Source organism: Klebsiella quasipneumoniae subsp. quasipneumoniae (assembly GCF_020525925.1).
GTDB lineage: Bacteria > Pseudomonadota > Gammaproteobacteria > Enterobacterales > Enterobacteriaceae > Klebsiella > Klebsiella quasipneumoniae.
Genome location: NZ_CP084876.1, coordinates 3,586,048 through 3,608,547, shown reverse-complemented (window position 1 = coordinate 3,608,547; position 22,500 = coordinate 3,586,048). Strand labels below are relative to the sequence as shown.

General features: G+C 57.7%; 22 protein-coding genes. 10 read left to right on the top strand and 12 right to left on the bottom strand.

What is annotated here, in order from left to right:
- Positions 1-33: 33 nt before the first annotated feature.
- Positions 34-957, bottom strand: a complete 924-nt coding sequence (locus LGM20_RS17425; RefSeq protein WP_044521808.1) for a LysR substrate-binding domain-containing protein — start codon at positions 955-957, stop codon at positions 34-36.
- Between LGM20_RS17425 and LGM20_RS17420 the strand changes: the two genes are divergently transcribed.
- The 8 genes from LGM20_RS17420 (at position 949) to ybiB (ending at position 10,278) form a co-directional block, all read left to right on the top strand.
- Positions 949-1,086, top strand: a complete 138-nt coding sequence (locus LGM20_RS17420) for a hypothetical protein (RefSeq protein ID WP_032428692.1) — start codon at positions 949-951, stop codon at positions 1,084-1,086. The two genes, LGM20_RS17425 and LGM20_RS17420, sit on opposite strands and share 9 nt — an antisense overlap.
- Before the next feature lie 288 nt (positions 1,087-1,374).
- A complete protein-coding gene (locus LGM20_RS17415) occupies positions 1,375-2,709 on the top strand; it encodes an MFS transporter (RefSeq protein WP_044521812.1) in 1,335 nt (444 codons plus the stop codon).
- A gap of 50 nt (positions 2,710-2,759) precedes the next feature.
- On the top strand, positions 2,760-3,509 hold the full coding sequence (locus LGM20_RS17410; protein WP_044521813.1) for an SDR family NAD(P)-dependent oxidoreductase: 750 nt from the start codon (positions 2,760-2,762) through the stop codon (positions 3,507-3,509).
- A gap of 13 nt (positions 3,510-3,522) precedes the next feature.
- Positions 3,523-4,368, top strand: coding sequence for a transketolase (locus tag LGM20_RS17405; RefSeq protein ID WP_023288936.1), 846 nt, complete (start codon positions 3,523-3,525; stop codon positions 4,366-4,368).
- Positions 4,368-5,360 (top strand): transketolase family protein, encoded by a 993-nt coding sequence (locus tag LGM20_RS17400; RefSeq protein WP_044521816.1) that lies wholly within the window; start codon positions 4,368-4,370, stop codon positions 5,358-5,360. The genes LGM20_RS17405 and LGM20_RS17400 overlap by 1 nt, the downstream gene beginning before the upstream one ends.
- Positions 5,361-5,575: 215 nt before the next feature.
- Positions 5,576-6,931 carry an ATP-dependent RNA helicase RhlE gene (gene rhlE, locus LGM20_RS17395; protein ID WP_044521817.1) on the top strand — a complete coding sequence of 452 codons (1,356 nt, stop codon included), beginning with the start codon at positions 5,576-5,578 and terminating at the stop codon, positions 6,929-6,931.
- 192 nt (positions 6,932-7,123) lie between these two features.
- Positions 7,124-9,280 carry an ATP-dependent DNA helicase DinG gene (gene dinG, locus LGM20_RS17390; protein ID WP_044521819.1) on the top strand — a complete coding sequence of 719 codons (2,157 nt, stop codon included), beginning with the start codon at positions 7,124-7,126 and terminating at the stop codon, positions 9,278-9,280.
- A 29-nt stretch (positions 9,281-9,309) separates the two neighbouring features.
- Positions 9,310-10,278, top strand: a complete 969-nt coding sequence (gene ybiB / locus LGM20_RS17385) for a DNA-binding protein YbiB (RefSeq protein ID WP_044521822.1) — start codon at positions 9,310-9,312, stop codon at positions 10,276-10,278.
- A 109-nt stretch (positions 10,279-10,387) separates the two neighbouring features.
- Here ybiB and ybiJ read toward each other — a convergent pair whose 3' ends face one another.
- From ybiJ to LGM20_RS17365, 4 genes are all read right to left on the bottom strand, one after another.
- Positions 10,388-10,648 carry a DUF1471 family protein YbiJ gene (gene ybiJ, locus LGM20_RS17380; RefSeq protein ID WP_004176772.1) on the bottom strand — a complete coding sequence of 87 codons (261 nt, stop codon included), beginning with the start codon at positions 10,646-10,648 and terminating at the stop codon, positions 10,388-10,390.
- A 285-nt stretch (positions 10,649-10,933) separates the two neighbouring features.
- Positions 10,934-11,200: a DksA/TraR family C4-type zinc finger protein gene (locus tag LGM20_RS17375; protein ID WP_023288941.1), complete on the bottom strand. Its 267-nt coding sequence runs from the start codon at positions 11,198-11,200 to the stop codon at positions 10,934-10,936.
- Between the two features lie 21 nt (positions 11,201-11,221).
- Positions 11,222-11,482, bottom strand: coding sequence for a YdgH/BhsA/McbA family protein (locus LGM20_RS17370; RefSeq protein ID WP_032455234.1), 261 nt, complete (start codon positions 11,480-11,482; stop codon positions 11,222-11,224).
- Between the two features lie 141 nt (positions 11,483-11,623).
- Complete coding sequence (locus tag LGM20_RS17365; protein WP_023288943.1) at positions 11,624-12,238, bottom strand: flavin reductase family protein; 615 nt, start codon at positions 12,236-12,238, stop codon at positions 11,624-11,626.
- Between the two features lie 96 nt (positions 12,239-12,334).
- On the opposite strand from LGM20_RS17365, the gene rlmF reads away from it, so the two are divergent.
- Positions 12,335-13,249, top strand: a complete 915-nt coding sequence (gene rlmF, locus LGM20_RS17360; RefSeq protein WP_044521825.1) for a 23S rRNA (adenine(1618)-N(6))-methyltransferase RlmF — start codon at positions 12,335-12,337, stop codon at positions 13,247-13,249.
- Here rlmF and ybiO read toward each other — a convergent pair whose 3' ends face one another.
- From ybiO to rhtA, 6 genes are all read right to left on the bottom strand, one after another.
- Positions 13,250-15,445: a mechanosensitive channel protein gene (gene ybiO / locus LGM20_RS17355; protein WP_044521827.1), complete on the bottom strand. Its 2,196-nt coding sequence runs from the start codon at positions 15,443-15,445 to the stop codon at positions 13,250-13,252.
- A gap of 110 nt (positions 15,446-15,555) precedes the next feature.
- Positions 15,556-16,278: a glutamine ABC transporter ATP-binding protein GlnQ gene (gene glnQ / locus LGM20_RS17350; protein WP_004212183.1), complete on the bottom strand. Its 723-nt coding sequence runs from the start codon at positions 16,276-16,278 to the stop codon at positions 15,556-15,558.
- A complete protein-coding gene (gene glnP / locus LGM20_RS17345; protein WP_002895837.1) occupies positions 16,275-16,934 on the bottom strand; it encodes a glutamine ABC transporter permease GlnP in 660 nt (219 codons plus the stop codon). The genes glnQ and glnP overlap by 4 nt, the downstream gene beginning before the upstream one ends.
- 125 nt (positions 16,935-17,059) lie before the next feature.
- Positions 17,060-17,806 (bottom strand): glutamine ABC transporter substrate-binding protein GlnH, encoded by a 747-nt coding sequence (glnH, locus tag LGM20_RS17340; RefSeq protein ID WP_004886198.1) that lies wholly within the window; start codon positions 17,804-17,806, stop codon positions 17,060-17,062.
- Between the two features lie 416 nt (positions 17,807-18,222).
- Complete coding sequence (dps, locus tag LGM20_RS17335) at positions 18,223-18,726, bottom strand: DNA starvation/stationary phase protection protein Dps (RefSeq protein ID WP_004886200.1); 504 nt, start codon at positions 18,724-18,726, stop codon at positions 18,223-18,225.
- A 237-nt stretch (positions 18,727-18,963) separates the two neighbouring features.
- A complete protein-coding gene (gene rhtA, locus LGM20_RS17330) occupies positions 18,964-19,851 on the bottom strand; it encodes a threonine/homoserine exporter RhtA (protein WP_023288946.1) in 888 nt (295 codons plus the stop codon).
- A gap of 351 nt (positions 19,852-20,202) precedes the next feature.
- Here rhtA and ompX point away from each other — a divergent pair, with 351 nt between their 5' ends.
- Positions 20,203-20,715 (top strand): outer membrane protein OmpX, encoded by a 513-nt coding sequence (gene ompX / locus LGM20_RS17325; protein WP_004886207.1) that lies wholly within the window; start codon positions 20,203-20,205, stop codon positions 20,713-20,715.
- Between the two features lie 96 nt (positions 20,716-20,811).
- Here the strand turns inward: ompX and LGM20_RS17320 are convergent, their stop codons facing one another.
- Positions 20,812-22,392: a phosphoethanolamine transferase gene (locus LGM20_RS17320; protein WP_023288947.1), complete on the bottom strand. Its 1,581-nt coding sequence runs from the start codon at positions 22,390-22,392 to the stop codon at positions 20,812-20,814.
- Positions 22,393-22,500: the final 108 nt, after the last annotated feature.

Here is a 22,500-nt window from a genome sequence, read left to right as displayed (position 1 = left end):
GGCGCCGACTGGCGGTTTGTCCACCTGCCAGGACTAAATATGAAAACCGTCTTCCTGTAGCTCCCCGGCGACCCAGGCGAAGAAGCGCTGGACCTTTTCCTTCTGTTCATTGGCGTGGGGAAGGACGAAGTGGTGCGCGCCGACCGGCATACTCCGCTCGTCGGCAAACACCGGCGTCAGCTGCCCCTGACGCACGTGGCCGCCGGCCAGCAGATTGCTTTCCAGGATCACCCCCATCCCCATTCGGGCCGCCTCGATGCTCATGTACGACCGGTCGAAATTAAAGATAAAGTTTTTGTGCCAGCCGCGGACCTTGTGCCACGACAGCCAGTTGCTCCAGTTAATTAAGGTGCTGTCGGAATGGATCAGATCGCAGGCCAGCAGATCTTCCGGGGCGCGAACCGCATGGCGGGCTAAATAAGAGGAGGCGCTGTAGGGAAGGACGCACTCATTTTTAATGGTCCTGACCAGCAGCGTCGGCCACTGCGACAGCCCGTGGCGAATATCGATATCAATATTATCCCGGGAGAACTGAATGCTTTCGTAAGAGCAGGTCAGGCTAATTTTTAGCTCCGGCCACGCCTGACGGAATTTATCCAGCCGCGGCATCAGCCACAGCAGGCCGAAGCTCGGCGCTGAGTGAATACGTAAATAATCCTGATGAATATCGTTGATCACCTGGCTGGTGGCCTGGCCAATCATATTCAGCGCTCCGGAGACCTCTTTGAGATATTTTTCTCCCACTGCGGTTAACATCACGCCTTTGCTGCTGCGGGAGAACAGTTTTTTTCCCAGCAAGTGCTCCAGACTGGCTATCTGGTGGCTGACCGCCGAGGCGGTAATGTTGAGGTTCTCTGCGGCCAGGTTGAGGCTGCCGGTTGCGGCGACTTCAATAAAAGCCTGGATATTGCGTAAAGAGGGCATCGGCAGATTTTTATTGGGCAGCGGTTGACTCATGGCGGCATCCTGCGCGGGGCGCGAATAAAAGAAAATGGCGAACAGCGTGGCGCAGCCGTGATGAACAGCATAGGGAAAAGCGAAAATAATCTTTTAATTTGTGATGGGCTTAACAATTTATCTCGTTAAAATCGCCCCTCTCAGTAAACGCTAAAATTTGCGGGGAGTCACTAACTCAATTTTTCTCAATCATAATTGAGCTTTTTTGAATACCTTTTCATTTTTGGGTTGTTATATTCCCCTCACAGGCCTGATCACAAACTGCGATGCGCTTGGGTCGCAATAATAAAACACCTAACCACCTGTTTCGCTGTGCGAAAAGACATGTCTCTCTTGTTGCGCCAGGGCGCGTGAAACGCGGCGAACCCAGGCGGCAACCTACGGCGAAGTGGATGAGGTATAAGATGAGGAAACCCTATGTCACGTATAGATACGCTGGTCTGTACTGACGCCAGGAAAACAAAATATCGTTTTGTGGTTTTGACGATGATTTTCCTGGTGTATGCCATCAATTACGCCGACAGAACGAATATCGGCGCGGTACTGCCGTTTATCATTGATGAATTTCATATCAATAATTTTGAGGCCGGAGCGATTGCCAGTATGTTTTTCCTCGGCTATGCGGTCAGCCAGATCCCGGCCGGCTTTTTCATCGCCAGACGCGGCACTCGAGGGCTGGTTTCGCTATCTATTTTCGGCTTCTCCGCTTTTACCTGGCTGATGGGCACGGTGAGCTCCGTATTTGGCCTGAAGCTGGTGCGGCTGGGCTTGGGACTAAGCGAAGGTCCCTGCCCGGTGGGGCTGGCGTCGACGATAAACAACTGGTTTCCGCCGAAAGAGAAAGCCACGGCAACCGGCGTTTACATCGCGGCGACCATGTTTGCCCCGATTATCGTGCCGCCGCTGGCGGTGTGGATTGCGGTGACCTGGGGCTGGCGGTGGGTCTTTTTCTCCTTTGCTATTCCCGGGATCGTAGCAGCGATAGCGTGGTACCTGTTGGTGAAGTCAAAGCCCGCGGAAAGCGGATTCGTATCTCAAAGCGAACTGGCAGAGATTAATGCCGGGCGGGACAGCCATCATAATGACGGTGTACGTGAAAATATATTAATCGCCGATCGCTTCACCTGGCTGGATAAAATTATCCGGGTGAAAAAAATGCCGCCTGTGGATACGGCGAAGGGATTATTTACCTCAAAAAATATTCTCGGAGACTGCCTCGCATATTTTATGATGGTCAGCGTGTTATATGGATTATTAACCTGGATCCCGCTGTATTTAGTGAAAGAGCGCGGTTTCGATGTGATGAGTATGGGCTTCGTGGCCAGTATGCCGTGCATCGGCGGCTTTATTGGCGCGATTGGCGGAGGATGGATTTCGGATAAATTATTAGGCCGCCGGCGTAAACCAACCATGATATTCACAGCGGTATCAACCGTAGTCATGATGTTAATTATGCTGAATATACCGGCAAGCAGCCTGGCGGTCTGTATTGGTTTATTCTTTGTCGGTTTCTGTTTGAATATCGGCTGGCCGGCTTTTACCGCCTACGGTATGGCCGTTTCGGACAGCAAAACCTATCCGATCGTCTCTTCCATTATTAATAGCGGCGGCAACCTCGGCGGATTTGTGGCGCCGATGGTGGCTGGTTTCTTACTGGATAAAACGGGGAGCTTTAATTCTGTCTTTACCTATTTTGGTATCTGCGCCGCAATCGGTTTGGTGGTGATTCTTTTCCTCGATGAGCCACAATAACGAAAATAGATCCTGTTAATTAATATGACGTAATGTCATGGAGTGAAACTATGTTATTAAAAGATAAAGTCGCCATTATTACTGGCGCGGCCTCCGCACGCGGTTTGGGTTTTGCGGCCGCGAAATTATTCGCCGAAAACGGCGCGAAAGTGGTCATTATCGACCTCAATGGCGAAGCCAGTAAAACCGCCGCGGCGGCGCTGGGCGAAGGCCATCTCGGCCTGGCGGCGAACGTCGCCGACGAAGTGCAGGTGCAGGCGGCCATCGAACAGATTCTGGCGAAATACGGCCGGGTCGATGTGCTGGTCAATAACGCCGGGATCACCCAGCCGCTGAAGCTAATGGACATCAAGCGCGCCAACTATGACGCGGTGCTCGATGTCAGCCTGCGCGGCACGCTGCTGATGTCACAGGCGGTGATCCCCACGATGCGGTCGCAAAAATCCGGCAGCATCGTCTGCATCTCGTCCGTTTCCGCCCAGCGCGGCGGCGGTATCTTCGGCGGTCCGCACTACAGCGCGGCAAAAGCCGGCGTGCTCGGCCTTGCGCGGGCGATGGCGCGCGAGCTTGGCCCGGACAACGTCCGCGTTAACTGCATCACCCCGGGGCTAATTCAGACCGACATTACCGCCGGCAAGCTGACGGACGACATGACGGCCAATATTCTTGCCGGCATTCCGATGAACCGCCTCGGCGACGCGGTGGACATCGCCCGCGCCGCGCTGTTCCTCGGCAGCGACCTCTCTTCCTACTCCACCGGTATCACCCTGGACGTTAACGGCGGCATGTTAATTCACTAAGCGAGGCACAGAGATGAACATCACCGAATCACAAAAAGTCGCCGCGGCGGCGTGGCGTATCCGCCGCTATGCCCTGCAAATGGGGGAAGTTCAGGGGCAGGGCTATATTGGCCAGGCGCTGGGGTATGCCGATGTGCTGGCTACCGCCTTCAGTTACGCCATGACCTATCGCCCGGAAGATCCTGAGTGGGAGGGGCGCGATCGCTTCCTGCTTTCTCATGGCCATTACGCTATCGCTTATTATGCCGCGTTGCTGGAGGCGGGCATTATTCCGGAAGCGGAACTGGAAACCTACGGCTCCGACGACAGCCGCCTGCCGATGTCCGGCATGGCGACCTACACCCCGGGGATGGAGATGTCCGGCGGCTCGCTGGGGCAGGGGCTGTCTATCGCCGTCGGCATGGCGCTCGGCCTGCGGCAGAAACAGAGCAAGGCCTGGGTCTATAACTCGATGTCCGATGGGGAGCTGGATGAAGGTTCGACCTGGGAAGCGGCGATGTCGGCGGCTCACTATGGCCTGACCAACCTGATTAACCTTGTCGACGTCAACAAACAGCAGGCCGACGGCGATTCACGCAAAATCCTCGGCTTTGAGCCGCTGCAGGATAAATGGGCCGCCTTCGGCTGGTACGTGCAGCGCGTGGACGGTAACGATCTGTCGGCGGTGATGGCCGCCTTTGACAACGCGAAAAGTTATTCCGGCAACCAGCCGCGGGTCATTTTATGCGACACGCTGATGGGCAAAGGGGTGCCGTTCCTCGAAACCCGCGATAAGAACCATTTTATTCGCGTCGATGCCGACGAATGGCAAAAAGCGATTGCGGTGCTGGACGCTAACAAACCGGAAGGAGTGCTGTAATGAGCCAGAGTAAACCCCGTTTAAAAACGTCGGCGATGATCGCTTCGATTGCCGATGAAGGCCAGGCCACCGTCTCTGCGCCCTTCGGCGTCGCGCTGTCGAAACTCGCGGCGCAGCGCCCGGCGATCGTCGGTATGACCGCGGACCTGTCAAAATATACTGACCTGCATATTTTCGCCCAGGCCTTCCCGGATCGCTTTTTCCAGATGGGAATGGCGGAGCAACTGCTGATGGCGGCGGCGGGAGGCATGGCGAAGGAGGGATTTATTCCCTTCGCCACCACCTATGCCGCCTTTGCGACCCGTCGCGCCTATGATTTTATTCATCAGGTGATCGCTGAAGAGCATCTGAACGTCAAGATTTGCGCGGCGCTACCGGGCCTGACGACCGGCTATGGCCCCAGTCATCAGGCCACCGAAGATCTGGCGATCATGCGTGGTATCCCTGGAATGGTCATCGTCGATCCCTGCGATTCGCTGGAGATTGAGCAGGCGGTACCGGCCATTGCCGATCATCATGGCCCGGTTTATATGCGCCTGCTTCGCGGGAAGGTGCCGCTGGTGCTGGATAAATACGACTATCAGTTCGAACTGGGCAAAGCGAAGCTGCTGGAGGACGGCAACGACGTGTTGATTATCTCCTCCGGGCTAATGACCATGCGCGCGCTGGAGGCGGTTGAAAAGCTGCGGGACGATAATATCAGCGTGGCGGTCCTGCACGTGCCGACCATCAAACCGCTGGATGAACAAGCGATTATTGAACAGGCGTCGAAGCCGGGTCGCCTGGTGGTCACCGCCGAAAACCACACCGCGGTCGGCGGGTTAGGAGAGGCGGTGGCCGCCCTGCTGATGCGCAATGGGGTTCGCTGCGAGCTGGATACCGTAGGGCTGCCTGACGCGTTCCTGTTAGCCGGCGCGCTGCCGACCCTCCACGATCGCTACGGCATCTCCACCGCGAAGATCGTTGAAAAAATTAAGTATCGTCTGCGTTAACCGCGCTGCGGCGACCCGCCTGGCCGCTGAGCGCCCTCAGCGGCCTTCTTTCCCCCGCCAGCCAGGCGCGGCATTCTTTTGCAGATTTTATGCGGCCTGTCACAAAATCTGCTAGACTGCGCCCCTTCATGGCATTGTGGTTTTTGCCATCTCTTATCGCAATAATCTCCCTGAAAACTACGCCCTTCACCGGGCCGGGGCGGTTCGGAGTTGTTATGTCTTTTGATTCCCTTGGCCTGAATCCCGATATCCTGCGCGCTGTCGCTGAGCAGGGCTACGTTGAGCCGACCCCTATCCAGCAGCAGGCGATCCCGGCGGTACTGCAGGGCCGCGACCTGATGGCCAGCGCCCAGACCGGCACCGGTAAAACGGCGGGCTTTACTCTGCCGCTGCTGCAGCGCCTGATCCAGAACGAGCCGCACGCGAAGGGTCGTCGCCCGGTGCGCGCGCTGATCCTGACCCCGACCCGCGAGCTGGCGGCGCAGGTGGGCGAGAACGTGCGGGATTACAGCAAATATCTGAATGTTCGCTCGCTGGTGGTGTTCGGCGGCGTGAGCATCAACCCGCAGATGATGAAGCTGCGCGGCGGCGTCGATATCCTCGTCGCCACCCCGGGCCGTCTGCTGGACCTGGAACACCAGAACGCCGTCAGCCTCGATAAAGTGGAAATCCTCGTACTGGATGAAGCGGACCGCATGCTGGATATGGGCTTTATCCATGACATCCGCCGCGTACTGGCTAAACTGCCGCCGCGTCGGCAGAACCTGCTGTTCTCGGCGACCTTCTCCGACGAGATCAAAGGCCTGGCTGAGAAATTGCTGCACAACCCGCTGGAAGTGGAAGTGGCGCGTCGCAACACGGCCTCCGAGCAGATCACCCAGCACGTCCATTTTGTTGACAAAAACCGTAAGCGCGAGCTGCTGTCGCAGCTTATCGGCGAAGGCAACTGGCAGCAGGTGCTGGTCTTTACCCGCACTAAGCATGGCGCCAACCACCTCGCGGAGCAGCTCAACAAAGACGGCATCCGCAGCGCGGCGATCCATGGCAACAAGAGCCAGGGGGCGCGTACCCGCGCGCTGGCCGACTTTAAATCCGGCGGCATTCGCGTGCTGGTGGCGACCGATATCGCCGCCCGCGGTCTGGATATCGAAGAGCTGCCGCACGTGGTGAACTACGAGCTGCCGAACGTGCCGGAAGATTATGTCCACCGTATCGGCCGTACCGGTCGCGCCGCGGCCACCGGCGAAGCCTTGTCGCTGGTGTGCGTGGATGAGCACAAGCTGCTGCGCGATATCGAGCGCCTGCTGAAGAAAGAGATCCCGCGCATCGCGATTGCCGGCTATGAGCCGGATCCGTCTATTAAAGCCGAACCTATCCAGAACGGTCGCCAGCAGCGCGGCGGCGGTCGTGGTCAGGGTCAGGGACGCGGCGGCCAGGGCCAGGGGCGCAGCGGACAGCCGCGCAGCCAGAGCAGCGCCCCGCGTCGTCAGGACGGCGAGGCGCCGAAAGCGCGCACTCAGGACGGCAAACCGCCGCGCCGCCGTCGCCCGCGTAAACCGGCTGGCGAATAACAGGCTGATGCCCGGACCGCGAGAATGCGGTTAAGTACGGCTCAGGCCCGTCTGTCCGCTACGCGGCGGCGGGCCTTTTTCTTTCCATTACACTATTTGTCGAGCACGCTTCCACACTGAGCAGAAAGCAATACCTCCGGGCGGGCAAAAATGGCACAATAGTGGCTGTTTATACAGTATTCAGGTTTTCTCATGGCTTTGACCGCTGCGCTGAAAGCGCAAATCGCCGCCTGGTATAAGGCGCTTCAGGAACAGATCCCGGACTTTATTCCCCGCCCCCCGCAGCGGCAGATGATCGCTGATGTGGCGAAAACCCTCGCCGGGGATGAGGGCCGGCATCTGGCTATCGAAGCGCCGACCGGCGTTGGTAAAACGCTGTCATATCTGATCCCCGGCATTGCCATCGCCCGTGAGAAACAAAAAACGCTGGTGGTCAGCACCGCCAACGTCGCCCTGCAGGATCAAATTTACAGTAAAGACCTGCCGCTGCTGCGCAAGATTATCCCCGACCTGCGCTTCACCGCCGCCTTCGGTCGCGGACGCTACGTCTGCCCGCGCAATCTGACGGCGCTGGCCAGCACCGAGCCGACGCAGCAGGATCTGCTGGCCTTCCTCGACGACGATCTCACCCCGAACAACCAGGCCGAGCAGAAGCTGTGCGCGACGCTGAAGCAGGATCTCGACAGCTACCGCTGGGACGGGCTGCGCGACCATACCGACAAAGCCATCGACGATGGGCTGTGGAGCCGGCTGAGCACCGATAAGGCCAGCTGCCTGAACCGCAACTGCCACTACTATCGGGAGTGTCCGTTCTTTGTGGCGCGGCGGGAAATTCAGGAGGCGGAAGTGGTGGTGGCCAACCATGCGCTGGTGATGGCGGCGATGGAGAGCGAGGCGGTGCTGCCGGAGCCGAAAAACCTGCTGCTGGTCCTCGATGAAGGCCATCATCTGCCGGACGTCGCCCGCGACGCGCTGGAGATGAGCGCCGAGATCACCGCCCCCTGGTTTCGCCTGCAGCTGGATCTGTTCTGCAAGCTGGTGGCTACCTGCATGGAGCAGTTCCGCCCGAAAACCACGCCGCCGCTGGCCAATGCGGAGCGGCTCGCCGGCCATTGCGAAGAGCTGTTCGAGCTGATTGCGTCGTTGAATAATATTCTCAATCTCTATATGCCCGCCGGTCAGGACGCGGAGCATCGCTTCCCGATGGGCGAACTGCCGCAGGAGGTGATGGAGATCTGCCAGCGGCTGGCGAAGCTCACCGAGACGCTGCGCGGGCTGGCGGAGCTGTTCCTTAACGATCTCAGCGAAAAGACCGGCAGCCATGACGTGGTGCGCCTGCATCGGGTGCTGCTGCAGATGAACCGCGCCCTCGGCATGTTTGAAAGCCAAAGCAAGCTGTGGCGTCTGGCGTCGCTGGCGCAGTCCTCTGGCGCGCCGGTGACCAAATGGGCGACGCGGGTGGTGCGCGACGGCCAGATCCACGTCTGGTTCCACTGCGTCGGCATCCGCGTCAGCGATCAGCTTGAACGACTGCTGTGGCGCAGCGTGCCGCATATCGTGGTGACGTCAGCGACGCTGCGCTCTCTAAACAGCTTCTCGCGCCTGCAGGAGATGAGCGGCCTGAAGGAGAAAGCGGGCGACCGCTTCGTGGCACTGGATTCGCCGTTCAACCACGTAGAGCAGGGGAAAATTATTATTCCTCAAATGCGCTATGAACCGCTGATGGATAACGAAGAGCAGCACATCGCCGAGATGGCGGCCTATTTTCGCCAGCAGGTGGAGAGCAAGAAACATCTCGGGATGCTGGTGCTGTTCGCCAGCGGGCGAGCGATGAATCGCTTCCTGGAGCATGTGACCGATCTGCGCCTGATGCTGCTGGTGCAGGGCGACCAGCCGCGCTACCGGCTGGTGGAGCTGCATCGCAAACGGGTGGAAAGCGGCGAGCGCAGCGTGCTGGTGGGCCTGCAGTCCTTCGCCGAAGGTCTCGATTTAAAAGGCGATCTGTTAAGCCAGGTGCATATCCATAAAATCGCCTTTCCGCCCATCGACAGCCCGGTAGTGATCACCGAAGGCGAATGGCTGAAAAGCCTCAATCGTTATCCCTTCGAGGTACAGAGTTTGCCCAGCGCCTCCTTTAATCTTATTCAGCAGGTGGGGCGTCTGATCCGTAGCCATCACTGCTGGGGAGAGGTGGTGATTTACGATAAGCGTCTGTTGACCAAAAACTACGGCGCGCGTCTACTGAACGCGTTGCCTGTTTTTCCCATAGAGCAGCCGGGCGTCCCGGAGGTTATAGTAAAACGTAAAGCAAAACAGACAGCAAAACAGACAGGCCGTAAACGTCGTTGACGCCGGCGCGTGACGCAACAGGGGGAGCCATGGAGTACAGCAAAATTATAAAAGAGGTGGGCCGCGGTAAGAATCATGCCCGCGACCTGGATGAAGAGACCGCCCGTGGGCTCTACGCGCGGATGCTGAACGGCGAGGTGCCGGAGCTGGAGCTGGGGGGAATATTAATCGCCCTGCGCATCAAAGGCGAAGGCGAAGCGGAGATGAAAGGCTTTTACGCCGCGATGCAGCAGCATACTCTGCGCCTGACCCCGCCGGCAGGCAAGCCGATGCCGATCGTTATCCCCAGCTACAACGGCGCGCGCAAGCAGGCGAACCTGACGCCGCTGCTGGCGATGCTCCTGCACAAGCTGGGGTTTCCGGTCGTGGTTCACGGCGTCAGTCACGATCCGACCCGGGTGCTGACCGAGACCATTTTTACCCTGCTGGACATTCCGGCTACCCGGCATGCCGGCCAGGCTCAGGCGCAGCTGGAGGGGCATGAACCGGTATATATCCCGGTGGGGGCCTTCTGCCCGCCGCTGGAGAAACAGCTGGCGATGCGCTGGCGGATGGGCGTGCGCAACAGCGCCCATACGTTGGCCAAACTGGCCACGCCGTTTGGCGAAGGGGAGGCGTTACGTCTCTCCAGCGTATCGCATCCGGAATATGTTCCCAGGGTGGCGGGCTTCTTTCGCGAGACCGGTGGCCGCGCGTTGCTGATGCACGGTACCGAAGGCGAAGTGTATGCCAACCCGCAGCGCTGCCCGCAGATCAGCCTGATCGATGACCAGGGCGTGCGGGCGCTGTGCGACCGTCAGACCGAGGCAGCGGCGGAGGAAGTCATTCTGCCGGCCTCGAAAGATCCCGAAGTGACCGCGCGCTGGATCGAACGCTGCGTCGCCGGCGTCGAACCGGTACCCCACTCGCTGAAGATCCAGCTGGCCTGCTGTCTGCTGGCCTGCGGGGAGGTCTCAACCCTGGAGCAGGGGCTCAGCCGCGTCAACGACTGCTGGTGATTGGCTCGGCAGAATAAAAAAAAGCCCGTCCGGTGGCTCGGACGGGCAAGGCAAGGGTATTAAAGGTCTTTTCAGGGTTAATTCAGTGGCTTACAGGGTTGAGCTGCGATTATTTATAGATAACCGCGGTACCGCTCAGTTTGTTGTTGGTGTTAGCGGAAGTGATGCTATAGCCGGTTGCGCCAGCGGCTTCGGCTTTAGCAGCCAGTTTCGCTTCCAGACCATCTAACGTGGTTGCGCCTTGCGCAGACACCACGCCGATCTTATTCATGCTTTCAGCCTGAGCGGGGGTAACCGGCTCGGCGGCAAAGGCGCCGAAGGAAAGGGCGGTCAGAGCGATGGCAGCGGCAGCATATTTGATGTTTTTCATAGTTAATCTCTCGCAGGTTGTTCTGTTCAGGGGACGATGTTCCGTCGATGTGATAAGTATCAAGCTTTTTTGCGGGAGATAAAATCGAAGGAAATTCACAGTCTTCATCTAATTTTTTGAATGATTAATAATTTACTGATTATTAATAAATTATTTCTCATTCTTTTTGTCTGATGGCGGAGCGAGGGAGACCGGCACGCTTAAGGGCACATATTGCGACATTTATCGCCAAAAAGTGTGCGCGAAAAGATAATGCGAAAGGCTGTCATGAACGGTAAAGGAAAGTCAGCGTAGCTGGCTATCCTTGGAACCACGGCGATTATATCCTGAAAATGTATTGTTATGTAAATCTTTCTCCTGCTGGCACTTCACGCAGTATCTCACCCCGGGTATCGCCTGTCGGCGCGCCTCCGGAATCGGCTCTCCGCATTCATCACAAAATTTGTTGCTTTCGCCGTGCGGAAGCTCGCGGCGGGCGCGAGCCACCGCATCGTCAATGGTGCTGTCGATCTGATCCTGTACGGCGCCGTCGCCTGCCCAACCTGATGCCATTGTCTGCCTCCTTTAAAAGGGTTATTGATAAATTATAGCTGAACCGTACAGCCGGTTACCGCTGCTGGCGGCATTGACCCGCCAGGCTATCGCCCCACGACGGTGGGCCTTATCCGCGAGGGCGGCCACCAGGTCGTCAAGGGTGCGGGCGCCGGAGGCGGAGACGGTGCCGACAGGACGCAGCGGCCCGTCATAGGGCAGTACGGGGGGCGGCGGCAGGGAAGAGGCCGCGTCGGCCTGAGCGGCAAGCGCAGCGGCAAACAGCAGCGAGGTGATTTTCATCAGCATATCCTCATAAACAGCATGGGACATAGCTTAAGTGTAGGCCTTTCCAGACCGCGCGGTAGGGAATTTTTTATGCAAAAACAAGGCGTTTAGCCCGCAACCGGCGCAGGGTAGCGGTCCCCGCGCCAGGGATATTATTTAGCGGGCATCCGGGCGGATCATGTCAAAACGCAGGCTGTCATCAATACTGTAATAGGCGCTCGGCCCCCCGGCACGCAGGATCGGCTGAGCGCGGGCGGTTTGATAGATGCCGTTCTCCAGCAGTGATTCATCGATATGCACGGCGACCACTTCGCCGAGCACCAGCCATGTATCGACAAGGTTGCCGTCGGCGGTGGTGAGCTGAATACATTGCGACAGGCGGCACTCAAAGTTCACCGGGCTCTCCGCCACCCGGGGGGCCTTGACCAGGCGGCTGGCGGCGGCGGTGAGTCCGGCGCGCACGAATTCATCCTCATGGTGCGGGATCGAGGCGGAGGTTTCGTTCATCGCGGCGGCCAGCGGGCGCGTCGCCAGGTTCCAGACGAACTCCTTCGTTTCGACGATATTTCGCACGCTGTCTTTCCAGCCGCTGCTGGCGAAACCAATGATCGGCGGGCGATAGTTAAAACAGTTAAAAAAGCTGTATGGCGCCAGATTACGCTGGCCCTCGGCGTCCTGCGAGGCGATCCAGCCTATCGGGCGAGGCCCGATTATTGCGTTGAGCGGGTCATGCGGCAGGCCGTGGCCCTGCGAAGGTTGATAAAAGTACATGCTGCACCTGTCACGGATAAAGGAGATATCCAGACTCCCTTATTTACCGAGCGGCCGTCAACGGGTATCTTACGCGGCTGTTCAAAGGAGATTGTCATGAAAGCCCAGAAACCGGGGTTACACCCGCGTAACCGCCACCATCAACGCTACGACCTGCCCGCGCTCTGCCAGGCGCATCCTGACCTGCAGGGATACATTACGCTCAATCCGCTGGGTGAGCAGACCATTGATTTTGCCAATCCGCAGGCGGTAAAGGCGTTGAATAAAGCGCTGCTGGCGCATTTCTACGCGGTCAAACACTGGGACATTCCTGATGGTTTTCTCTGTCCGCCGGTGCCCGGGCGGGCCGATTATATTCATCATCTGGCGGATCTGCTGGCCGGGGACAGCGGCGAAGTGCCGAAGCAAGCCACGATCCTCGATATTGGCACCGGCGCCAACCTCATTTATCCCCTGATCGGCGTTCACGAGTACGGCTGGCGCTTTACCGGCAGCGAAATCAGCCCGGAAGCCTTCGCCAGCGCGCAGGCGATTGTCAATGGCAACCCGGGATTGACCCGGCAGATCCGTCTGCGTCGGCAAAAAGAGAGCCAGGCTATCTTCCACGGCGTGATCCACAAAAACGAGACCTATGACGCCACGCTGTGTAATCCGCCGTTCCATGACTCCGCAGAGAGCGCCCGGGCGGGCGGTGAGCGCAAGCGCCGCAATCTCGGACTCGGCGCCGACAGCGGGCTTAACTTTGGCGGTCAGCAGCAGGAGCTGTGGTGCGAAGGGGGCGAAGTGGCCTTTATCTCGCAGATGATCCGCGAAAGTCAGGCCTTCGCCCGCCAGGTGAAATGGTTTACCTCGCTGGTGTCGCGCGGCGACAATCTGCCGCCGCTCTACCGCCTGCTGACCGAGGTCGGGGCAGTGAAAGTGGTGAAAAAAGAGATGGCCCAGGGGCAAAAGCAGAGCCGCTTTATCGCCTGGAGCTTTATGGACGACGCCAAACGCCGCCGTCCGTTCTAACTACTCCGCGGCCGGGCTGTCGGCGCCCGGCATCGGCAGCTGCTGCCAGGTTTGTACCGGGGCGCGAACCCCGGCGCGGTCGAAGTGCTTTTTCACCTGGGTGTCGAGGGCAAAACGCACCGTCCACTGCTTCAGCGGCAGGGTGGTGAAGCTGACGCGCAGCGTAAAGGCGGTATTGCTCAGCCCCACCAGCCCGGCGAACGACGGTTCGCCAATGATCAGGCCGCGGATCTCCTCCTGGGCCAGCAAATCGTCCACCGCCGCCTTCAGCGCCTGACTGGCTTTATCCAGATCCTCATGGCGGTCGACGTCATAGTTGGCCACCACCGAGCCAATGCCGCGCACGAAGTTGGCAAAGGTGGTGATCGAGGACCAGGGGATAATGTGATAAGCGCCGGTATCCTGGCGCACCCCCACTGAGCGAATCGACATCCGTTCCACCGTGCCGGTCAAAGGACCGATGGTGACCAGGTCGCCGGTATTCATCCCGTTCTCAAACTGGATAAAAATGCCGGTGATAATGTCTTTGACCAGGGTTTGCGCGCCAAACGAGATGGCCAGCCCCAACGCCCCGGCGCCGGCCAGCAGCGGCGCGATATTGACCCCAATCTCCGAGAGCAAAATCATCACCGTGATGGTGCTGATCACCACCGCCAGCGCGTTGCGAAACAGCGTCAGCAGCGTCCTGGCCCGCGCGCTGGGCAGCGGGCGGCCATGGATATCCGAAGCCAGCCGGTTTTCGATCAGGCTGGCCAGCACCGTCCAGCCGATAGCGGAGAAGAAGAGGATAAGGGCGATACGGATCAGCACATCCACCGTTTTTTGCCCGGCATCGTTGTGCAGCCATTCGCGGAAGTCAAACAGCCCCCAGGCGCTCAGGAGCAGCATGATGGCGACGCAGACGGTAAGAATACGCGCTGCCTTCAGCGACGCGGAGATCCAGCCGTTCAGCCGCTTTTGCAGCTCAGGATAGTTGCGCTGAGTGGCAGGGGAGAGGGTGATGGTTTTGGCTATCCAGCGCGACAGAATGCCGGACACCAGCGCCGCGCCGCCGATGATCGCCAGGCTGCGCAGGGTGGCGCCCATCATAAATTTCAGGCTGTTGCCTGGGTCGAACAGGGAAAAGAAAAAGAGCACCACAAAGTAGGCGCAGGCCAGCCAGTGCCAGATCAGGGCGAAGGCGCGGATAAACAGGCTAAAGAAGGAGAGCGAGCGGTCAGCCAGATGGATCAGCCCCTGCGTAATCACCGCTTTGTTATGGAAAATCAGATACAGCGCCCACAGCGTAATGCACAGCATGATGACGACGTTAGCCAGCGCGCCGACCTGAACATTCACCTGGTTGGAGATAATCGGCACCGCGACGATCAGGCCGTAGCCGATCAGGCTGCTGAGGGCGCTCAGGCGCAGGCTCCAGTAGGAGGCGGCCTCGTCGCTGAGGTTAAAGGGCCTGAGCGCCGGTATGCGCGGGCAGAAAATGAGCCGCAGGATGGCTTTAAAGAATTCGATCAGCGCGAAGGCGTTGAGGAAAAGGCTCTGCTGGAAGGCGATAGTAGGGTTGTCGCCATTCAGGCGATCGCTCAACAGCTGACCGATAAACAGGGTCAGCGCCAGCAGCAGCAGATCGATGATAAACGCCCCGGCGATGGTCAACGGCAGCTGGAGCCAGTTTCCGCGATCGCGGTTTTTATGCCGTCCCCATTCGCCCATTTTACGATACAGCGGCAGCGCCGCGAGGCGTACCAGCCACCAGAAGGCAAACACCAGCCCGGCCAGCAGTAAAAAATGCCAGGCGGCGCTGGTAAAGGTTTGCGGATTAAAGGGCTTATGCGGCGAGCCGGTAATATTGCGCCACAGCTGGGAGAAGCGCGATGAGAACTCATCGCCATATTCCCGGCTGATCTGCGTGACGTTCTCCAGCACCGTGGTCTCTTCTTTCACCGCCGGCGGCGTCAGCGTCGGGGTGCTGTCGGGCGGCGGCGTGGCGGCCGCTTTACGCAGCTGGTCAATGAGCTCCTGGCGGGCGGAGTCGTTGGCCAGCACGTCGGCCAGCGCGGCATAGGCCGCTCTTTTCTGTTCTACATCGGGTTCGCTGGCGCTGGTTTTATCGGCATTAGCGGTCGGCACGCCGGGCAGGGCGGCGGCGGAAAGCGGGGGAGTAAACAGCGCAGCGAGCAAAAGCAGGATCCACGGCATGGGCACCTCCGTTGCAACGTAAACGGGTAAGTATAGAAGCCGATGGCGGAAGGGGAGGGAAGAGGAATCTGGAAAGCGGCTCTCTCCGCGACGGAGAGAGCCGTTGTGGGTCAGGCGACGTGCTGCAGGAATTCCCGCAGACGCGGGCTTGGCGGGTTGTTCACCAGCTCCTGTGGGTTGCCGTCTTCGGCAATTCGTCCCTTGTCGATAAAGATCAGTCGCGAGGCCACTTTTTCGGCAAAGCCGATTTCGTGGGTCACAATCACCATCGTCATGCCCTCTTCCGCCAGATCCTGCATCACCTTGAGCACTTCATGACGCAGTTCCGGGTCGAGCGCGGAGGTGGGCTCATCAAACAGCATCATCTTCGGCTTCACCGCCAGCGCGCGGGCGATGGCCACACGCTGCTGCTGGCCGCCGGAGAGTTCAGACGGATAGTGATGCGCGCGCTCTGCCAGACCGACTTTCGCCAGCAGATCTTTCGCCAGCTTCTCCGCGGCCTGCTTGCTGGCGCCGCGTACCCGCAGCGGGCCAAACATCACGTTTTCCAGCGCCGTGAGGTGCGGGAACAGGTAAAACTGCTGGAACACCATCCCGGCTTCCTGACGAATCAGACGTTCGTCCACCTTCGGATCGTTGACCTTCAGGCCATCGACAATCAGATCGCCGCTGGTGATCTCTTCCAGTTTATTGATGCAGCGCAGCATCGTCGATTTACCGGAGCCGGACGGGCCGATAATGACCACCACTTCACCCTGATTGATTTTCAGAGAGATATCGTGCAGCACCTGGGTCGGGCCAAAGTGCTTGGAGACGTTTTTAAATTCAATCACAGGATTTTCATCCTTCTTTCAAGACGACGCAGAATAAAGCTCAGGACCAGGGTGATGATCAGGTAGATCACGGCAACGGCGCTCCAGATTTCCAGCGCGCGGAAGTTGCCGGCGATGATCTCCTGTCCCTGACGGGTCAGTTCGGCGACGCCGATGACGATAAACAGCGAGGTGTCCTTGATGCTGATGATCCACTGGTTGCCCAGCGGCGGCAGCATGCGGCGCAGCGCCAGCGGCAGGATCACGTGGCGAATGGTTTCGCGACGCGACAGGCCCAGCGCCAGGCCCGCTTCGCGGAAGCCTTTATGAATGGAGAGCACCGCGCCGCGGGTAATTTCCGCGATATAGGCGCCCGAGTTAATCATGATGGTCACTACCGCCGCGGAGAAGGGGTCAATGCGCAGATCGCTAAAGGCCATCGGCAGCGCAAAGTAGATGAACATAACCTGCACCACAATCGGGGTGCCGCGAATGATTTCAATAAACACCAGCGCGATGTGGTTGGCGATCCAGCCGCCGAAGCAGCGGGCGAAACCGGCCACCAGACCGATGATCAGGCCGCCGGCCAGGCCGAGGACGGAAATCCACAGCGTCATTTTGGCGCCTTCCAACAAAATCGGAATGGCAGGCCAGATGGCACTCCAGTCAAACTGCATAATACGTTCCTGTTACCGTGTCGAGAGCAGAGGAAAGCCTCCGCCAAAATACTGTCTCCCGCAACGTCTGTGCCGGAAGACCGTTGTGAAGTCGCCGGGACTGCGCCCGGCGATGTACGTTTTTATTATTTTGGTTCAGTGCCGAACCATTTTTTATAAATTTCGTTGTAGGTGCCGTTCTCGCGCAGCGTTTTCAGCGCACCGTTCACTTTCTCACGCAGCTCGTCGCTGCCTTTCGGGAAGGCGATACCGTAGTTTTGCGCTTCCAGTGATTCACCTACCGCTTTGAATTTGCCGTTGCCCGCGGTTTTGATGAAGTAGAGGATGTTCGGCGTATCGTGCAGAACGGCATCCGCGCGGCCGGTACCCAGCTCCATGTAGGCGTTATCGATATTCGGGAACTGACGCAGATCTTTGGTTTTGATATTGGCTTTCGCGTAGTCAACGGAGCCGGTGCCGCTCTTCACCGCGACCACTTTGCCGTTCAGATCTTTCACATCTTTGATGTCGTTATTATTGGCGTTGACCATCACCAGCAGGCCGCTCTTGTAGTAGCCGTCAGAGAAGTCGATGGCTTTTTTACGCTCGTCGGTAATGGTGATCCCCGCCAGCGCCAGATCGATATTTTTGGTTTGCAGCGCCGGGATAATGCCGCTGAAGTCCATTGGCTTCAGGGTGTAGTCGAGCTTCAGCTCTTTGGCGATGGCCGCCCACAGGTCAACGTCAAAACCCACATACTTATCGCCTTGCTTAAATTCGAACGGGACGAACGCCGTATCGGTGGCGACAACCAGGGTCTTATTGGCGGCATGGGAAGAAACCGCAAAAGCCAGGGTCAGTGCAGCCAGTGAAACTTTAAATACAGACTTCATAGCATTTCCTTTTATATCCACGGGACGATCCCCTGCGAGAACGACTAGCCTAATGAAAAAATCGTGCCACTTTTACAAGCTGTTGTTTTTCAACAAACGAAGCGGTAGCCGTTGCACAATATCGATCGTTTCAGGCAAAGAGTGCACCATAACGGGGCGTTATTTTGGTGCATTCTGAGGTCGCTGAATAACGAGCCCATTTTTAGCGCAAACCCTGATGGGAAAACAATCTCGCCGTAACGATTGTGTGAGGTGATTATTACAATTGTTTTACTTTTGTGCGCATTTTCATCAATTTGACGCCCTGAAATGGTGCAGGGCCAGCGGGTGAGGGAAAACGGAGGAGGGAAAAACAACAAGGGCTGGGTGGGGAAAGCAAAGGCGCCGTCGACCGCGCTGCGGCCGACGGCAAAGCCTTACTCGATATTCGCTTCAATAAACCACAGGAATTTATCCAGGTCGCGGGAAGCGGCGGTGAAGATATCTGCGGTATCTTCGTCTTTAGCTTCGCCGATCGCTTTGCGCACATCGTTAGCCACTACCGCGTAGCGGTCAGCCAGCGCTTTCAGGTGATCCTGAACATGATGGATATCCAGTGGGTAGCTCTGCAGCGGGGTTTTGCTGTTGATCACCTGAGTGGTGCCCAGGGCGACGCCGCCCAGCTGCACGGCGCGCTCCGCCATGGTATCCAGATGCTCAGTGAGCGCAGTACGGAAACCGTCCAGCATTTCGTGCACGGCGATAAAGTTCGCACCGCGCATATTCCAGTGTGCCTGCTTGGTGATAAGGGACAGGTCAATGAACTGGATCACCTGGCGATTCAACAGCTCAATGGTCGCTTTCTTTTCGCTGTCAGCGACATCGTTGCGGGTATAGACCAGATTAGATGCTTTTGATTTAACCAGTTTAGCGGTACTCATCGTTTCATATCCTCTTGATATTGATGCTCGTCACACTTCAAAACTGAATGATGTGGAGCGTTGTCCCAGGTAACTTCGGGACTAAGTATAGCAAGGGTTTTAAAGTTTGAGGCATCGGCAGGCCATATCACTCCGATAGCGCAAAGTGGTTGGCTATTTGAAAAAACAAGTCCAATCAGAAGGTTAGCGAAGGCTGGCAGGCCCGCAGCTGGCGCGGGCCGCCGCCGTAACAGAATGTTAATTGATATCGACTTGCTTGATTTTGCTCTGCCGCTGCATGGTCAGCGTGGCGCCCATTGAGGCGATGATAATGGCGCCCAGCGCCAGGGTCTGGGAGAGGTTCAGGGTTTCGCCAAGGAAGATCATACCGGACAGGGCGGCTAGCGCCGGCTCGAGGCTCATCAGCGTACCGAAGGTGCGCGTCGGCAGGCGCGTCAGGGCCATCATCTCCAGAGAGTAGGGGAGTGCGGTGGAGAGAATGGCAATCCCCAGCCCCAGGGGCAGCAGCGACCATTGCCACAGCGTATCGGTGGCTTGCGCCATACCTAACGGGACAAAGACCAGCGAGGCGATAAGCGACCCCATCGCCACCGTGGCTGGACCATGCTCCTCACCCGCGCGCTGGCCGGTCAGAATATAGACCGCCCAACAGGCCCCGGCGCCGAGAGCGAACAGCGCGCCGGTTAAATCCACCTGCGCCACGTTCTGCCCCAGCGGCAGGAGATACCACAGCCCGAGGATCGCCAGCGCCACCCAGACAAAATCCAGCGGGCGGCGCGAGCCGAAAAGCGCCACCGCCAGCGGGCCGGTAAACTCGAGGGCCACCGCCACGCCGAGCGGAATACGCTGCAGGGATAAATAAAACAGATAGTTCATCGCCCCGAGCGCCAGGCCGTACAGCAGCAGCGGCACGCGCTGCGCCGGAGAGAAACGTAGCCGCCAGGGCTTGAACACCACCACCAGGATCAGCGTCCCGAGCGCCAGGCGCAGGGCGGTAACTCCCGGGGCGCCGACCACCGGGAACAGCGATTTGGCGAGCGATGCGCCGCTCTGAATCGAGGTCATAGCGATTAAAATCACCACTATCGGCAACCATGCCGCCGCTTTTCGGGATGGACCGGGCATCCTTTCTCCTGTCAATTTTTGTCAAAAGGGGTAAAAGTTCCAGTGTACTGGAATTAGCTGCTGGCGGTTGAGCTATTGTTGAAAAAAACAGGGGCAAAAACAGTACAATGGCGAAAGTTGCTGAGAAATTCACCAGGTGATTAGGATTAATCTGGATGCTTGCGAATTTCTTAATGAGCGTTAAACTGTAAGTTAACGCCAAAAACTCTTGTTTTCCATATTGTTATAGAAATATGGAAACTTTTGGTTACATGAAAAAGTATGTTAGACAATGTAAACTCCAAAGAGTTTCCCAAAAGTTTTTGATATATTTAAGGCTTAGGACTTATTAGAAACACATTTGAGGTGGTTATGAATAAAATTGCACGTCTTTCAGCACTGGCCGTTGTTCTGGCTGCATCCGTAGGTACCACTGCATTTGCTGCAACTTCTACCGTAACCGGCGGTTACGCGCAGAGCGACATGCAGGGTAAAGCGAACAAAGCTGGCGGTTTCAACCTGAAATACCGTTACGAGCAAGATAACAACCCGCTGGGCGTTATCGGTTCCTTCACCTACACCGAAAAGGATAATAACAGCAACGGTACTTACAACAAAGGTCAGTACTACGGCATCACCGCTGGTCCGGCTTACCGTCTGAACGACTGGGCAAGCATCTACGGCGTAGTGGGTGTTGGTTACGGTAAATTCCAGAACAACAACTTCCCTAATAAATCCGATATGAGCGACTACGGTTTCTCCTACGGTGCTGGTCTGCAGTTCAACCCGATCGAAAACGTTGCTCTGGACTTCTCCTACGAGCAGTCTCGTATTCGTAACGTTGACGTCGGCACCTGGATCGCTGGCGTGGGTTACCGCTTCTAATCACTCCGGTGATATAAAAAATCCGCCTCCTGGGGCGGATTTTTTTTGCCTGCTGACCGCCAGCCCGGCCGGTTGGCCGGCGCTGACCGCGTCGTTTTAGTTGATGGTGAACTCATCGCTGCCGAGGTGTGAATAGTCCACCTTCTGCAGCTGGAAGTTGGTGATATACACCGGGCCGGCCTTCTGCTCAGAGATAAACCGATAGCGCGGGGCGATTTCCGCCGCCTTGATGCCGGTCCATTGCGAGAAGAAGCTGAGGAAATCATTTGCCGAGCGCTGCGCCTTAATGACTTTATGCGCTTTGTCATCGCTGGAGAGCACCATAAACGGCACCTGGAAGTTCTGCTGGAACTTATCGTCGTGCGCCAGATACTGCACCTCTTTGCCTCGCTCCTTGAACGCCAGACCATGATCGGAAAAGTAGGTCAGGGAAAAGGTGTCGCCGGAATTTTGCAACTGGCTGTAGAGCTTAGCCAGCAGGGTATCGGTTTGCGTCATGCTGTAGAGATAGCAGGAGGTCTCTTTCGACTGGACGAAAACCGTATATTTGCCTTTGGTCCGGTCGCAGGCCTGCGGGTGCGAGCCCATCAGATGCAGAACAATCAGCTGCGGCTGGGTACGCTGGGTGGAGAGCACCTGCTCGGTCAGCTTCAGTAACTGCTCGTCCTGGGTGTTTTTATTGGCTTCGAAATCGCCGTTTTTCAGGAACTGCACTTCATCCGCCCGTTTGGCGATACTGGCGATAGCGGTGTCGTACTCGCCGATCTGCCCCTGGTTGGAGAACCACCAGGTCTGGAAACCGGCGCGGTTGGCGAGGGTGACAAAGTTATCCTGAAACTGCGGTTTGCCATCGACCACCCGGTTAAGGGTCAGGCCGAGGGATTTTTGCGTCGAGCCGCTGGCGGCGACGTAGTTGTTAAACAGATACCCGTTCACCGAGCTGGCAAACGGCGTGTTGTCCCAGTGGCCGCCGAAGGCGCCGAGGGCGTCGCGGCGGGCGCTTTCACCGATCACCACCACATAGAGATGGTACTTCGGCTTCACCGCCAGCACGTGCCAGCTATCTTTCATGCCGGCCAGCTGCGCCATCCGCGCCTGCTCGTCCAGCACCTCGTTATTATTCACCACCACGTCTTTGACAAAACGGAAGGCCGGGTAACCAGTATCGATCACCTTGAATACACCGCCCCAGGCGAGATTTTGCACCGGCTGAAGAAAGAAGATCCCGATGCTGAACAGCAGGCCCAGGGTCTCCATTTTTCCCCAGCGAGTCTGCTCGACGATCCTGCGGCGGACCGCGATGATCCCCAGCGCGAAGATAAATACCGCCAGCAGATAGTTGTACCACGGGAAGATGGTGAGGATTTCCGTGGACTCTTCCACGTTGGTGGCGTGCAGCGCCAGCAAGGTATTGAAGTTGGGGGCGCCGTAAGCCTGGCCAAACGGGTAGTAGAGGGCCGCCAGCAGAGAATAAGCGCCGACCACTCCTTTCTGCACGCGCGGAAAGGCACGCCACAGAAGATGTAACACGCAGGTAAATGCCACGGTATAGAGCAGGCTAAATTCATAGCCCAGCGCCAGGTTAATCAACAGCGATTGTAAAAAGTAGAATCCTGTCCATGGGTTCAGTGCCAGTCGGCGGGCGACCAGCGTATCTTTCAGGGTGGTGACATTCATAGTAAACAATCAAAAAGAGGCCATGCGCATCCCCTGGCTTCAAGGGGTAAAACCTGCTGGACAGTGCGTGAAGAGGGTCTCTGCGAGCCGCGAATGTGGCAGGGCTGT

Bases quoted from the DNA above. Each gene is read 5' to 3' on its own strand.
- LGM20_RS17320 (WP_023288947.1), bottom strand. From the start codon at position 22,392: ATGAATGTCACCACCCTGAAAGATACGCTGGTCGCCCGCCGACTGGCA.
- ybiB (WP_044521822.1), top strand. From the start codon at position 9,310: ATGGAGTACAGCAAAATTATAAAAGAGGTGGGCCGCGGTAAGAATCAT.
- LGM20_RS17365 (WP_023288943.1), bottom strand. From the start codon at position 12,238: ATGTACTTTTATCAACCTTCGCAGGGCCACGGCCTGCCGCATGACCCG.
- LGM20_RS17425 (WP_044521808.1), bottom strand. From the start codon at position 957: ATGAGTCAACCGCTGCCCAATAAAAATCTGCCGATGCCCTCTTTACGC.
- LGM20_RS17415 (WP_044521812.1), top strand. From the start codon at position 1,375: ATGTCACGTATAGATACGCTGGTCTGTACTGACGCCAGGAAAACAAAA.
- glnH (WP_004886198.1), bottom strand. From the start codon at position 17,806: ATGAAGTCTGTATTTAAAGTTTCACTGGCTGCACTGACCCTGGCTTTT.
- rlmF (WP_044521825.1), top strand. From the start codon at position 12,335: ATGAAAGCCCAGAAACCGGGGTTACACCCGCGTAACCGCCACCATCAA.
- glnP (WP_002895837.1), bottom strand. From the start codon at position 16,934: ATGCAGTTTGACTGGAGTGCCATCTGGCCTGCCATTCCGATTTTGTTG.
- LGM20_RS17410 (WP_044521813.1), top strand. From the start codon at position 2,760: ATGTTATTAAAAGATAAAGTCGCCATTATTACTGGCGCGGCCTCCGCA.
- rhlE (WP_044521817.1), top strand. From the start codon at position 5,576: ATGTCTTTTGATTCCCTTGGCCTGAATCCCGATATCCTGCGCGCTGTC.
- LGM20_RS17375 (WP_023288941.1), bottom strand. From the start codon at position 11,200: ATGGCATCAGGTTGGGCAGGCGACGGCGCCGTACAGGATCAGATCGAC.
- LGM20_RS17405 (WP_023288936.1), top strand. From the start codon at position 3,523: ATGAACATCACCGAATCACAAAAAGTCGCCGCGGCGGCGTGGCGTATC.
- rhtA (WP_023288946.1), bottom strand. From the start codon at position 19,851: ATGCCCGGTCCATCCCGAAAAGCGGCGGCATGGTTGCCGATAGTGGTG.
- ompX (WP_004886207.1), top strand. From the start codon at position 20,203: ATGAATAAAATTGCACGTCTTTCAGCACTGGCCGTTGTTCTGGCTGCA.
- ybiO (WP_044521827.1), bottom strand. From the start codon at position 15,445: ATGCCGTGGATCCTGCTTTTGCTCGCTGCGCTGTTTACTCCCCCGCTT.
- ybiJ (WP_004176772.1), bottom strand. From the start codon at position 10,648: ATGAAAAACATCAAATATGCTGCCGCTGCCATCGCTCTGACCGCCCTT.
- dinG (WP_044521819.1), top strand. From the start codon at position 7,124: ATGGCTTTGACCGCTGCGCTGAAAGCGCAAATCGCCGCCTGGTATAAG.
- LGM20_RS17400 (WP_044521816.1), top strand. From the start codon at position 4,368: ATGAGCCAGAGTAAACCCCGTTTAAAAACGTCGGCGATGATCGCTTCG.
- dps (WP_004886200.1), bottom strand. From the start codon at position 18,726: ATGAGTACCGCTAAACTGGTTAAATCAAAAGCATCTAATCTGGTCTAT.
- LGM20_RS17370 (WP_032455234.1), bottom strand. From the start codon at position 11,482: ATGAAAATCACCTCGCTGCTGTTTGCCGCTGCGCTTGCCGCTCAGGCC.